The organism is Anatilimnocola aquadivae (assembly GCF_049819085.1).
In the GTDB taxonomy this organism is placed as follows: Bacteria; Planctomycetota; Planctomycetia; order Pirellulales; family Pirellulaceae; genus Anatilimnocola.
The window spans coordinates 7,249,144-7,262,882 of the sequence record NZ_CP187419.1 but is presented as its reverse complement, the minus strand read 5'-3'; the positions used below and the strand labels follow the sequence as shown (position 1 = coordinate 7,262,882).

The window sequence follows — 13,739 nt, the reverse complement described above, 5'->3', positions numbered from 1 at the left end:
GGTGAGGGGCTGATGCGCACTCACCGTATCCTTTCTCATCGACACTCCCTCTAGTTCTTCCGCTGAAAGATTCTCATGTCCTTGTCCCGTGTGCTCGAGCCGGAAGTGATGGACACCGATGCCGAGGCCATGTCGTATAACAACATGGACCACTCGGCCGTGAATCGGCTCTTCGTCGATGACTTGCTGACGGTACTCGCCACGCGCTCAGCCCCGCGCACGCGCAGCAGGTTTACTCCGGACGATGAAGACACGTCGACGCTGGATGTACTCGACCTAGGAACGGGTACCGCGCTAGTCGTCGTTGAGTTCTGCAGCCGCTTGCTCGAGTGCCGCGTGATGGCCGCCGATGCCGCCGCCGCGATGCTCAACCTGGCGCACTACAACCTGGAAGTCGCCGGGCTGATGCAGCGCGTGCAACTCGACCAGATTGATGCCAAGAAGCTGCATTACAGCGATGGGCAGTTTGGCATCGTGATGTCGAACAGTCTCATCCACCACATTCCCGAACCGCTCATTGCCCTCAGTGAAGCCGTTCGCGTCACCCTTCCCGGCGGGCTCATATTCTTTCGCGATTTGCTGCGACCAGCCTCCCAGGAAGAACTCAATCACTTAGTCCAAACCTACGCCGGCAACGAGGAAGAGTTCTCGCGCAATATGTTCGCTGAATCGCTCCACGCGGCACTCTCACTGGACGAAGTCCGCAGCCTGATCACTTCGCTCGGCTTTCCTGCCGACAGCGTCCAGCAAACCAGCGATCGGCATTGGACATGGACAGCGTGGAAGCCATAGTTCGAAGTTTGTAGTTCGAAGTTTGCAGTCATTGAATTAACTTCAAACTGCGAACTACGAACTTCAAACTCGAATCTTTTCCTGGACTATCGCTCTTCGCCGTGTTGTAATTGCGGCGGTCACTCCTCTCACTTCTTTCCCGCCGAAGGATGCGTCCATGAGCAGATCATTGCTATCCCGCCGTACGGTGCTAAAGGCTGCTGCCGCCAGCAGTGTTTTTCCGCTGTTTACGATCGCCGGCACCAAGGCCAGCGGTAAAGTGATTGGCGCGAACGATACGATTCGCATCGGCGTGGCCGGTATCAACGGCCGCGGCGGCTCGCACATCGATGGCTTCGCCTCGCAAAAGAATGTCGAAGTCTCCTGCCTGATCGACCCCGATTCATCGAAGTTCGAATCGCGAATCAAGCACGTCAACGGCAAAGGTGGCAACACGCCCAAGTGCGTGCAGGACATTCGCAAGGCGCTTGAAGACAAAACGCTCGATGCCATTTCGGTCGCCACGACCAATCACTGGCACTCGCTGATTACGGTTTGGGCCTGCCAGGCAGGTAAGGACGTCTATGTCGAAAAGCCGATCAGCCACAACGTGTGGGAAGGTCGCAAGTGCGTCGAAGCGGCCAAGAAGTACGATCGTGTGGTGCAGCACGGCACGCAGCGGCGCAGCAGCAGTGGCGAAGCCAAGACCATGGCGGCCATTCACAGCGAGAAGTACGGCAAACTGCTCGTGAGCAAAGGTTATTGCTGCAAGAACCGCTGGAGCGTCGGCACCAAGGCAATCGAGACCCCGCCCGCAAGCTTGGACTTTGATATTTGGAATGGTCCCGCCCCGAAGCTCGAGTTTCATCGCAACCTGGTGCATTACAACTGGCACTGGTTCTGGGAAACGGGCAACGGCGATATCGGCAACCAAGGCGTTCACGAGATGGACGTCGCCCGCTGGGCGATCAAGGGTGGCACGCTGCCGACCAAAGTCTGGAGCATGGGCGGTCGCTTTCTGCCGGATGGCAAAGACCAGGCAGAAACGCCGAACCAGCTTCTGTCGGTGATGGAGTTCGGCGATACGCTGCTGGTGTTCGAGACCCGCGGTCTCACCGGCAACAAGAAGTATCCCGATTGGCCGAACCAGGTCACCAACGAGTTCTATACCACCGAGGGTGTCATCAAGGGTGGCAAGTTCTACGCGAAGGGAAGTGACAAGGGAGAAGACCTGAAGGGGGGCGAAAACGCGAGCGTTGCACCTGGCGGCGCTTTCGGCAGCTTCACTGCGGCGATGCGGTCGCGCAATCCGAAAGACAACAACGCTGATGCCGAAACGGCGCACTACTCGGCCGCTCTGTGCCATCTGGCGAACATTTCGTATCGCCTCGGGAAGCAAGTACCCTACAGCAAGACGGCCCCCAAAGAAGCGGGCGACAACAAGATCGTCCAGGAGTCGTTTGCCAAGATTCGCGAGAATTGCCTCGGCGTCGGCATGAACCTCGATAGCGCCGAATACACGCTCGGCCGCGCTCTGACGTTCGATCCCGCCAAGGAGCAGTTCACCGGCGACGAAGCCGCGAATGCCCTGCTCACGCGCCCTTACCGGGCACCGTATGTGATGCCCGAGAAGGTGTGAGGCAGGGGCTGGGAACTGGGAACTGGGGCGGGGGGAGAAGAAGCGAGTAACGTACTCCCCGTATTCTCTTTCGCCCCCGCCCCTGCGGCGGGGGTTTAAGGGCTTTTGCGCTAGCGCCCATGTTGCCTCTTGGGCACTACCGCTTCGGCTTCTCCACGGCGGGTGTTTGGGCCACGACGTTTGCCTTTTGGCGACCAAGGACGACCAGCTGTTGGTCCTTCATGAATTGAGGCTGCTCGGCGATGACGGTCACATCCGCGGGCAGTTCAGGCTTCAGCGCTTCGGCCTGTTCCTTGGTCGTGATGAGATAGGCAGCGGGGTCTTTGCGCAGGAATTGCAGCACTTGCTTGTTGCCGTTCATCTTGGCGATGACCTGATTCTGCTTCGCCGCTTTGCGAGCAGCCGGATCGAGCTTGGGTAGTTCCGCGATGGGCTGCTTGGCGTAATAGACCCAGCTTGGTTCGAGCACTTTATAGCTGGCGAGTTTGGGCTTCGATTCTTGCGCAAAGATGGCGGTGACCAGTTTTTGATCGTCGCGATGCTTGTCGACTCGCGGCGCGCCAACCGCAAAGACGAGTGTCGTCATCGCCACGCAACCTGCGGTCATGATTCCCGCAGGATAGCGGCGATCGAAATTGAGCAGCGTGAGGATCAGACCAATCACGCCCGCGGCAATGGGCAACACGCCGATGAGCCCCAGTTGGGCTTCGCCGGGCAGAAACTTGTCGGCCACGGCATAGCCGCCGAGAACGAAACCGCCACCTACGACCGCTAGTGAGAGGAACGAAACGGCGGGCCACCAACGGGCAATGAGCAGTTTGTCGGCCAGCCAGCGATCGATGAATACGCCGACGAGCAGTGCCGCTGCCGGGAAGCACGGAGCGATGTAGTTGATCAGTTTCGTGCGGGCGATGCTGAAGATGCCGATGTAAACTGCGAGCCAGCAAATCGCCAGCAAGTAGCCGGGCAGCCAGGGATCTTTGCGTGTGAAGCGGCGGACGGTATCCAGCACGACCGGCAAGGCGAAGATCGAGAATGGAAAGAACCCGGCGATGAGCATCACCGGATAAAAGCCGGGGAAGCCTCGATGGCCTTCCAGCGAGGTCGCGGCTCGTTCGATGTTGTGCTTGATGAAGAAGCCACTGAGGAATTCGCCATCGGTTTGAATGCCGACGGCCATGTACCAGGGACCGGCGACGATCAGCGTCATGACAATGGCCGTGAGGGGCCACATGTACCAGCAAGTGCGCAGGAAGTGGAGCGGACCAAACGGTCGCACTGCGTTTTGCAGCCAAAGCGGAACCACCATCTGGCGCAGCTCGCCTGCTTCGTCGTCTTGATCGACATCTTCCTTCATGCTGGGCAAGCGTTGAATCAGCAGGAACAGGCCAATGACAGCGGTGGGCAACACCAGACCGACGGGACCTTTCGCCAGCACGGCGAGGCCCATCGCGGCGTACAGCATGACGACGAGTATCGGCCGCTGCGGGAACCAATGTCCCTTGGCGCGTTGCAACGGGCCGAGTTCATCGACCACTTCACCCGTCTGCTCACTGGTGACGGTGCGGCGCGCGAACGTGCCAAACACAAATAGCGCCATGGCTAGCGTGACGGTGAAGACGAGAATGCCATCGGGCGTCGCGGCCCGGCCGGTCATGCAAAACGTGATGCTGCAACCCAGGGCAATCGCGGCCCAAAAGCCCGCTCGGGGATTGAACAAACGGCGCCCCATAAAGTAGGTCAATACCAGCGAGCCCATCGCCGCGAGCGCCGAAGGAAGCCGACCGGTGAATTCGTTCACACCGCCGATCTTGTAGGCGACCAGCATGCACCAGTAGGTGAGTACCGGCTTGTGGGCGCGCAACTCGGCATTGAAGGTAGGCACGATCCAGTCGTTGCGAGCCAGCATTTCGGCCGCGCAGCCGGCATTACGAGCTTCGTCGTCGTCCCACAATCGCGCGCCGCCCAGGTTGGTGAGCAGCAGAACTGCGGACATCACGACGATGAATGTCAAATGACCGGTAAATGTCGAGGGAGCCTTCAATCGATCCTCCTTGATCGAAACGAGCCAAAAAAGGCTGCTACCCCAGGATGGGCGCAGCCTGTTTGCACGCTGGGCGGAAGTCTACGCGCGAGCCCGGTTATTCACAAGTTCAGTTCGCGCGGGGGCGAGTTCGAAGTTCGTAGTTTGAAGTTCGTAGTTTGAGTTTGGCATTAGATGGTGCTGGCATGACTCCCGACTCCTCCCAATGAGGGTTGGTCGGCAGTCTATTCTCGCGGCCTTTGCCCTCAAACGCTTTACCCTGAGCGTGTCATCAGTTACGGTGTCTCTGCCCGGCCGCTAGCAACAGGCTAGCGAACGGGGCTGGCAATTCTCTCCTGCCGTCAGGACTCTCCCTCCCTATGTCCGCTCCTCTGTCTGCCGCTGACCACCGTTCGACGATGTTCGAGAACCCGCCCACCACCATCATGGGCATTCTCAGCAGGCTGGGCCCTGGCTTGATCATTGCCGGGTCGATCGTTGGCTCCGGTGAATTGATCGCCACGACCAAGACTGGCGCCGAAGCCGGCTTTTGGCTCCTGTGGCTCATACTCATCGGCTGCGTGATCAAAGTCTTTGTGCAGGTCGAGCTTGGTCGCGATACGATCATTCGCGGCAAGAGCACCATGGATGCCCTGGGCGAGGTTCCCGGTCCGCGAATCGCCGGCCGGGGCAATTGGCTCATCTGGTACTACCTGATCATGTTCCTCGCTTCTGCGGCGCAGTTGGGTGGCATCGCCGGTGCGGTCGGCCAGGCGATGGCGATCAGCATGCCGCTGACGGCTGATGGCCAACGGTTCAACCAGATCGCCAATGCAGAAACGGAACTTAAGACCGGCGAAGCCGAGTTTAAAGCGCTCACTGCCGATCTGCAGACTCCCCCGGTCGCGACGGGCCGCGTGGGTGAACTGATGATTCGCAATCAAGAGTTGAGGGATGCCTTGGTGAAACTCGGACCCCGGCCCGCCACGAATTACGACCCGCAGATCTGGGCCAGCGTGATTGCCGTAGTGACTTCCATTCTCCTGGTGGTCGGCAAATACAAATTGATCGAATGGTCGACCACGACGATGGTCGCGGCCTTTACTTTGACGACGGTTGGCACCGTCATCGCCTTGCAGTTCACCGAGTTCTGGGCGATTCGGTTCAGCGACATTGTGGATGGTCTTTCCTTCCGCTTGCCGCCATCAAGTCAAAGCGGCAGTCAACAAGCACTCGCCACGGCGCTCGCGACGTTTGGCATCATCGGTGTCGGTGCTTCGGAACTCGTCAGCTATCCGTATTGGTGCTTGGAAAAGGGATATGCCCGCTACACCGGACCGCGCGATAACAGTCCCGAGTGGGCCGCCCGCGCGCGAGGTTGGCTCACCGTGTTGCGCTGGGACTGCTGGTGCTCGATGGTTATCTACACATTGGCAACACTCGCGTTCTATCTGCTGGGAGCGGCGATCCTGGGTCGCGTGGGTTTGAATCCCGGCGGCTTCGAGCTCGTCCGCACGCTCACCGCCATGTACGAACCGGTGTTTGGCAAATTTGCGCAAAGCTTGTTTCTGGTCGGAGCCTTTGCGGTTCTGTTCTCGACGTTCTTCGTGGCGAACGCCGGTCATGCCCGCGTGCTGACCGATGTGGCCCGCGTGATGAACTTTGGCGTCAAGAGCGATGCCGACGTCAAACGCTCAATCCGCATCCTCAGCGGCATCTTGCCCTTCATCTGCCTCAGTATCTATCTGGCCGTGCCGAAAGAACCGCAGCAGCTCGTGCTGCTGAGCGGAATGGTGCAGGCCTTTATGCTGCCGATGCTCGCTTCCGCGGCACTCTACTTCCGCTATGCTCGCGGCGACGATCGCCTGCGTCCCGGTAAAGTTTGGGACGCGTTTCTTTGGATCTCAACGCTGGGTATGTTCATCGCCGCGGGTTGCCTGATCTACAAGTCGACGAGCGACTTCCGCAAAGAGCAGTCTGCCAAGCCCGCTGTGGAAAAGACCGAATCGCCAGAAAGTGACACGAAGCAGAAATGACACGTTACGTCTCGCACTTGGAAGGGGCCATCGACGGCGAGAAGCTGCCGATCGATGAACTGCAAACACTGCACAAAGATCGACCGATCCTCGTTCGTTACGATTTGGAGGCAGTCGGCCGCTCGCTGACGAAAGCCAAACTGAGCGAACGTCCGGAGACCATGTGGCGCTATCGCGAGTTGCTCCCCTATGCCGATGAGCGCAACATCGTCTCGCTGGGCGAGCGTATGTCGCCCCTACTGGCGTGCCCACGTCTCGGCCAGCAACTGGGGCTGCCGAAGTTGGCCATCAAAGACGAATCGCAACTACCGACCGGCAGCTTCAAGAGCCGCGGCCTAGCGATGGCCATCACCATGGCCAAGCAGTTCGGCGTAACGCGCGTCGCCCTGCCTACAGCGGGCAACGCCGGCGGTGCTGCTGCCGCCTATGCCGCTCGCGCGGGGATGGAGTGCTATGTCTTCATGCCCGACGACACGCCGGCCATCAATCAATACGAATGTGCCCTTGCCGCCGCGAAGACATTTCTCGTCAACGGGCTGATTAACGACTGTGGCCGTCTCGTGCGCGAAGGCAAGCCAGCGATGAACTGGTTTGATCTCTCGACGCTCAAGGAGCCTTACCGCATCGAAGGAAAGAAGACGATGGGGCTCGAACTGGCCGAGCAACTCGATTGGCAACTGCCCGATGTGATCTTGTATCCCACTGGTGGCGGCACGGGCCTTATCGGCATGTGGAAGGCCTTTCAAGAACTGCAAACGCTCGGCTGGCTCGCCAGTAGCAAGCTGCCGCGGATGGTCAGCGTGCAATCGACGGGCTGCGCACCGATCGCCCGCGCCTTCGAAAAGGGAGAGCGCTTTGCCGAGCCCTTTGCCAATGCTCAAACCGCAGCGAGCGGCATTCGGGTCCCCGTCGCCGTGGGTGACTTTCTGATCCTCGACGCCGTGCGGCAAAGCGGCGGCACTGCGATCGCCGTTGAAGAAACTCGCATCAACGGCTGGATGCGGCAGGCCGTTGCTGCGGAAGGTATTGCGGTCTGTCCCGAAGCAGCCGCCTGTGTGGGTGCCGCCGAACAACTGCGCGCCTCAGGCTGGATTCGTGAAGACGAGCAGGCGGTAATCTTCAACACGGGTGCCGCCCAAAAGTACGTCGAAGCCATCGCGACGGAACTGCCGCGCCTTGATAAGAACCAGCCTGTGGATTGGGCACGTTGGTAGGTCCAAGTAGAGGGAGTTCAATGATGCCAATTGATCACGACGAAGAGTACGGGCCAACTCCAGAGGAATTCGAGGCGGATGTACTCGCTGTTCGTCAGGCGCTGGATGATATGGCCGCGGGTGATACGGGAATTCCGTTTGAGGAGTTCGACAAAAAACTGCGAGCGAAGTACAACCTGCCTCCGCGGCCTGAGCAACCCAAATAGCAATCTACTCCTGCTCCTTCCACAACTGCTTGAACCACCGCAACTCTTCTGCAATGCCGGTGGCAAGCTCCGTCGGGCGAAGTTCCGCAGGCAGCACGGTCCAGGCGTACGTTTCCACTTCGTAGTGCCGGCAGTCGGAGTATTTTCGTGCGGCAGCCAGGCACTGCGCAATTTGCTCCTGCGTCGAGGAGAGCAGTCCGAGTTCCTGCTGATAGATGGGGACGTGAAAGTGCACTCGCCACTCGCCCGCGCCACGACCAGCAGCCAGGTTCGTAGCAATGAGTTCGCGTTCGGCTGCCAGGGCGAGATGTAGATCCTCGTAGAAGATCTCTTCGACATAGCCTTCGGCATCGGGCCGGCGAACGGACGTTTGATGCAAGTAGCGAGGCTCATTAAAGCTCGAGACCTGCATCAGGTGCTCGTGAATGGTCTGCGCCGAAGGACGTTCCAGCAAATCGAGATTCATCCTCAGTGCGGCCGAGACTTGAACCTTGCCCACCAGGATGCCGGCGTCGTGATATCGCTTCAGCACGTCGGCCTGATCTTCGAACATGACGGCCGCGTGGCAGACATCGTGGCACAAGCGAATGTGCCGACGAACAACCTCCGCATCTTCACCACGAAACAACTGCCATTCAAAGAAGTGAATCGCATCATCGGCCAGCGAAAACACGCAGCCTGGTTCCGGCTCGATGCACAAATAAATGAGCCGGCCGGTGCGCTCTTCCAACGCGTGCAGCGACTGAGCCAACTGCCGCAACTGCAGCGCTGCTTGTTCGTTCTGCTCGCGATCGGGGCAGGGTTGGCTCCAGGCAATCGGCAGCGTCGAGATGCTTCCCTCTTCGCCGGCGGGCAACAGTGCATCGAGAATGTCGACCAGCTGCAACGTGTATTCCAGCCGCGCGGGCTCCCACCAGGTCGGCTCATAGACGCGATGCTTGACCACCTGCTGATGAAAGTCGCCGTAGGGAAAGCCGTTGAACGTGTACGGCAGCAGTCCTTGCTCCTTCAGCCAGCCCGCGAACGCTTCGACCTGTCGGGCTTGCACCAACTCGCGCGCACTGGCCGCCGAGAGCCACAGGCCGATGCCCATGGGCTGATCGGGCGAGAACAGCCTCTTCACCTGCACCGCATGCCGCTGCAAGTTGTCGCGAGTTTGCTGCAGGCTCGCTCCCGCGTGAACGTTCGTGCAATATCCGAGAACCGGCAAATCCATCGCGCGTGCCTTGAGGGGGAGAGGGTCGAAGGAGAAAGGTTCGAAGGGATGAAGTTCAGGATAAGGAGTGAAGACGATGCTCTTCATCCCTTCATCGCTTCCACCCTTCATCCCTACTCCAACATTCTAACTCAAGAGTTCCCGTACGACCTTGCCCCCTTGATCGGTGAGGCGGACGTTCAACCCTTTGTAGGGGAGGGCCAGGCGGCGATGGTCGAAGCCAAACTGATGCAGAATCGTCGCGTGAAAATCGTTGATGTGCACCGGGTTCTCGACGACCGACCAGCCAATGTCGTCGGTCGCGCCGTACGTGAGACCCGGTTTGAAGCCGCCGCCGGTCAGCCACACGCTGAAGGCACTCGGGTGATGATCGCGGCCCACTTTCTCGGGCAGCTTACCGCCGCGATTTTCGGCCAGCGGCGTACGACCGAACTCACCGGCAAACACCAACAGCGTGCTATCGAGCAGGCCTCGCTCTTTGAGATCTTGCACCAGCGCCGCGAGCGGTTGATCGGCCATGCCCGTGTTGTAGCCCAGTTCCTCATCGAGATTGCTGTGATGATCCCACGAGGCATGCACCAGGGTGACGAAGCGCACTCCCCGCTCGACGAGCCGCCGCGCGAGCAGACAATTGCGGGCAAACGTCTTGTAGACATTGGGTCCGCCGCCGCGGAAGTTGGTTTTTGATGGCTCGGGCCGGTCGCAGCCATAACGATCGAGCGTGGCCTGAGTCTCTTGGCTCAAGTCGACCAGTTCCGGGGCTGCCGATTGCATCCGGAAAGCCAGTTCATAGCTGGCAATACGGCTCTCGATTTCGGGATCGTGTACTTCCTGCAGATGTCGCCGATTGAGATTGCCCAGTGACTCCAGCCCGCGATCTTGCATCTCGCGCGTGATGCCCGGCGGGTTCCCCAGGTTGAGGACCGGGTCCCCTTGGCCGCGAAACAGCACGCCCTGATAGGTCGATGGCAGAAAGCCGCTCGACCAATTCGACACGCCGCCGCTGCCGCCGCGACCAGCGGTCAGCACCACATAGCCGGGCAGGTTTTCACTCTCACTTCCCAGACCATACGTCAGCCACGAACCCATGCTGGGGCGGCCGAACCGCGGTACACCACTCATCAGCATCAACTGCGCCGGGTGATGATTGAAGGCATCGGTGTGCATCGAGCGAATCAGTTGAATGTCGTCGGCACACTTGCCCAAATGAGGCAAAAAATCGGATAGCTCCATGCCGCAGTTGCCGTGTTTCGTAAACTTCCGCCGACTCCCCCACAGCACGGCCGTTTCCTTCTTGATGAAGGCAAACCGGACTTTTTCCGTCAGCGAAGCGGGCAGTTGCTGGCCATGCAATTCTTGTAACTTTGGTTTTTGATCGAACAGGTCGATGTGGCTCGGCGCCCCTTCGGGCAAGATGAAAATGCACGACTTCGCCTTGGGAGCATGATGAGGCTGCTTGGGCGCCAACGGATTGGCTTCGTCCTTGTCACTCGCCAGCAGGCCATCGCGCTGTAGCAGAGACGTGAGTGCCGCAAGACCAAGCCCCGAGGCAGTGCTGGTCATGAACTTGCGGCGGGCCGATTGAAAGGCTGCTTCGTGTGGATGCATGGTTCAATACTTCTCAACAGTTCAAAAGCTATTCTTCGCCGGGCAGGTCGTTGTCCGTAAGATCACGCACATTGATTGCGGCGAGAAATTTCCAATAGGGATGTTGTTCTTCGGCATCGCTCAACTGAGCCTTCTTCAAATGTGCAAGGCCGCGGCCCCAATCAATGATATCTTTGCGATGCAAGTCAATCATCCGATTGAACCGGACAGTCTCGGCCGGGCGATGCCGTTGCATCTGCGTTACAAATTCGTCCTGTTCCTCTTGTCCTTCAATGCCCCACTTTCGGACAAGTGGGATCAGCGCGGCAAGGTGTTCAGGAACCAACGAGTTGTCAATCAAGTTAGACGCACCATTCTCCAAGTCCATTTCAATTGCACCATTTTCGATTTTGCCTCCGGTTCGCGGAGCGGATGACGACTTACTCCCGCGTCACAAATTCGTCGAGGTTCATCAGCGTGCGACCAACATTCACCCAGGCCGAGAGTTCCGTCGCCGTGACCCCTTCAGGCACTGCGGCAGCACCAATGGCCGCCTGCACGGCAGCGGCGTTGTCGCCGGCCAGTCGCCACTGATCTTGAAAGAGCGAGACGACCTCGGTTACTTCATCCTGGCTGGGGGTGCGTCCCAGGCAATGTCGAATCGCCTGCGTGGCACGCGCGCGATTGACCTGCTCGGTGTTCATGCCGGCGGGAACTTCGCGCACCACACGGCGAGCCAGTTGTTGGGCCGCTTCGAAGAAAACAACATCGTTCCACAATGTCAGCGACTGAATGGGCGTGTTGCTCGTTTGCCGGCGAACCGTGCATTCCGTCGCATCCGGGGCATCGAACGTGCTGAGCATCGGGTAGGGCGAAGTGCGCTGATAAAACGTGTAGAGCCCGCGGCGATACCGATCGCCACCTTTGCTCTCGACCCACTTCGCACTGCCGGCATAAGTGATGCTCGCATAGTCGGCAGGCTGTGGCGGCCGCACACTGGGCCCGCCAATCTTCTCGCACAGCGTGCCTGCAGCAGACAGCGCCACATCGCGCAGAATCTCGGCTTCGACTCGTTTGCGAATCTGCCGCGCGAGCAGTTCGTTATCGGGATCAATGGTTCGCAGTTCGCTGCGAACCGCGGACGACTGTTGATAGGTCGAAGACGTCACGATACGCCGCTGCAATTGCTTCAAGCTCCAGCCTCGCTGGCGAAAATCGCTCGCCAGCCAATCGAGCAGTTCGGGATGCGTCGGCTTGTCACCTTGGCGGCCAAAGTCATCGCTGCTGGCCACGATGCCGCGACCAAACAGCTGCTGCCAAACGCGATTCACCGTCACGCGAGCCGTGAGCGGATTCTGATCCGAGACGACCCAGGTCGCTAAATCCAGTCGATTGAGCGCGCGATTGTCAAACACTGCAGGCTGCGGCAAGATCGCCGGCGTGCTGGCGGTGACCACATCACCGGGACTCAAAAAATCGCCCCGCTGATGCAAGCGCGTCTCGCGCGGCTTCGGCAGCTCGGCGACGGTTTGCGCCATTCGTTCCGGCGGCAACTTCGGCACCTTGGCTTGATGATCGGTCAGAGCCTTGTTCCGTTTGGTCCACTCTTCGTCCTGCAAGCGATGATGCTGAGTCAGTTCCTTTTGTTCGTTCGGCTTGCGATCTTCCTTGGCCTTGCGAATGATGGCGAAGAACTTCGGCGGCACGCCCGCAGGTGCTTTTTCTTCTTGGCGAATCGATTCTTCCCACAGGTTCATCACCGCCGGATGGACATCGGTTTCATAGGCAGTCAAAGCGGCTTTCAGCTTCTCGGTTTGCTTGGTGTGTGCCTCGCGTTGCTTGTCGAGTTTCGCCGCTTCTTCGGCCGTGGGTGCTTCGAGGTCGTGTTCCTGAATGCTGTTGAAAACGGCGTACAGAGAAAAATACTCACGGTGCGAAATGGGATCGTACTTGTGCGAATGGCACTGGGCACAGCCGAGCGTCAGGCCCAGCCAAACAGCCCCGAGCGTGTTGGTGCGATCGACGGTCTTCTTCGTGCGATCTTCCTCCGGATCGATGCCACCCTCGGTGTTGTGCAGCGTGTTGCGATGCAAACCGGTCGCGATCTTTTGTTCGGTCGTGGCGTTGGGCAGCAAGTCGCCCGCCAACTGCTCGACGGTGAATTGATCGAAAGGCAAATCGGCATTCAAAGCCGCGATTACCCAATCGCGATAGCGATAGGCGAACGGCCGAGGCTTATCTTTCTCATAACCATCGCTGTCCGCGTAACGAGCCTGGTCGAGCCAATGTCGCCCCCAGCGTTCGCCGTAATGCGGCGAAGCGAGCAGCCGGTCGACCAGATGCTCGGTGGCATCGGGGCGAGGATCGTTCAGGTAGGCATCCACCTCATCCGGAGTCGGCGGCAAGCCTTGCAAGTCGAGCGAGAGTCGACGAATGAGCGTCGCGCGTTCGGCCAGCGGCGAAGGTTCGACTTTCTCTTTCGCCAGGCGAGCGAGCACAAAGGCGTCGATGGGCTGCTGCAGTCGATTCGTCTTATCCACCGTGGGAGGCACGGGCGACTTGATGGGCTGCAGCGACCAATGCCGCGCGGCTTGCAACTGCGCCAGCGATTCGTCGGGCCACTTGGCTCCTTGATCGATCCAGCCGCGCAGCAATGCGACCTGGTCGGCTGTAAGTCGTTCTCCCTTATCCGCGGGCGGCATCAACTCGCCATCGAGTCCCGCGACGAGATGAATCAAGCGACTCTCGGCACTCTTGCCGGGCTCAATCACCGCGCCGCTATCTCCGCCGGCGAAGGCCGATTTTTTCAGGTCCAGCCGGAGGCCGCTTTCTTGCTCATCTTCGCCGTGGCAACTGAAGCAATGCTTTTGCAGCACCGGCAGCACGTCATCGACAAAGTCGACGGACCGAGTGATCGCCGCGGGCAACTTTGCCTCGGTCTCTTTCGCGACCAGCGGGCTCAGCGACAGACCGATCGCCCCCCAGCATGCCGCGCTGCAAATCAGCCTGACGAATCTAGGCATCGGCGAAGTACCTTTGAACGACCG

At 59.4% G+C, this 13,739-nt stretch carries 10 protein-coding genes; 5 read left to right on the top strand and 5 right to left on the bottom strand.

The window, feature by feature from the left end; all coding sequences use genetic code 11:
* The first annotated feature begins 75 nt into the window (after positions 1–75).
* Both NA78x_RS28755 and NA78x_RS28750 read left to right on the top strand, forming a co-directional pair.
* Positions 76–792 (top strand): class I SAM-dependent methyltransferase, encoded by a 717-nt coding sequence (locus NA78x_RS28755; protein WP_425615821.1) that lies wholly within the window; start codon positions 76–78, stop codon positions 790–792.
* A gap of 157 nt (positions 793–949) precedes the next feature.
* Entirely contained in the window at positions 950–2,410 is a 1,461-nt protein-coding gene (locus NA78x_RS28750) for a Gfo/Idh/MocA family protein (RefSeq protein WP_425615820.1), read from the top strand.
* Positions 2,411–2,546: 136 nt separating this feature from the next.
* Here NA78x_RS28750 and NA78x_RS28745 read toward each other — a convergent pair whose 3' ends face one another.
* Positions 2,547–4,454, bottom strand: coding sequence for an ArnT family glycosyltransferase (locus NA78x_RS28745; RefSeq protein ID WP_425615819.1), 1,908 nt, complete (start codon positions 4,452–4,454; stop codon positions 2,547–2,549).
* 359 nt (positions 4,455–4,813) lie between these two features.
* On the opposite strand from NA78x_RS28745, the gene NA78x_RS28740 reads away from it, so the two are divergent.
* The 3 genes from NA78x_RS28740 to NA78x_RS28730 are packed head-to-tail and all read left to right on the top strand — an operon-like array spanning position 4,814 to position 7,889.
* Entirely contained in the window at positions 4,814–6,469 is a 1,656-nt protein-coding gene (locus NA78x_RS28740) for an NRAMP family divalent metal transporter (RefSeq protein WP_425615818.1), read from the top strand.
* Positions 6,466–7,683 carry a threonine synthase gene (locus NA78x_RS28735; protein ID WP_425615817.1) on the top strand — a complete coding sequence of 406 codons (1,218 nt, stop codon included), beginning with the start codon at positions 6,466–6,468 and terminating at the stop codon, positions 7,681–7,683. Before NA78x_RS28740 ends, NA78x_RS28735 begins: the two co-directional genes overlap by 4 nt.
* A 23-nt stretch (positions 7,684–7,706) precedes the next feature.
* A complete protein-coding gene (locus tag NA78x_RS28730) occupies positions 7,707–7,889 on the top strand; it encodes a hypothetical protein (protein ID WP_425615816.1) in 183 nt (60 codons plus the stop codon).
* A 4-nt stretch (positions 7,890–7,893) separates the two neighbouring features.
* On the opposite strand, the gene eboE is transcribed toward NA78x_RS28730, so the two are convergent.
* From eboE to NA78x_RS28710, 4 genes are read right to left on the bottom strand one after another with little or no spacing between them, the layout of a single operon-like run.
* Positions 7,894–9,216 (bottom strand): metabolite traffic protein EboE, encoded by a 1,323-nt coding sequence (gene eboE, locus NA78x_RS28725; protein ID WP_425615815.1) that lies wholly within the window; start codon positions 9,214–9,216, stop codon positions 7,894–7,896.
* Positions 9,217–9,231: 15 nt separating this feature from the next.
* Positions 9,232–10,713, bottom strand: coding sequence for a DUF1501 domain-containing protein (locus NA78x_RS28720; RefSeq protein WP_425615814.1), 1,482 nt, complete (start codon positions 10,711–10,713; stop codon positions 9,232–9,234).
* A gap of 28 nt (positions 10,714–10,741) precedes the next feature.
* The gene (locus tag NA78x_RS28715; RefSeq protein WP_425615813.1) at positions 10,742–11,080 is read right to left on the bottom strand and encodes a hypothetical protein; all 339 of its coding nucleotides are present in this window, start codon (positions 11,078–11,080) and stop codon (positions 10,742–10,744) included.
* A 52-nt stretch (positions 11,081–11,132) separates the two neighbouring features.
* The gene (locus NA78x_RS28710) at positions 11,133–13,715 is read right to left on the bottom strand and encodes a DUF1553 domain-containing protein (RefSeq protein ID WP_425615812.1); all 2,583 of its coding nucleotides are present in this window, start codon (positions 13,713–13,715) and stop codon (positions 11,133–11,135) included.
* Between the last annotated feature and the right edge of the window lie 24 nt (positions 13,716–13,739).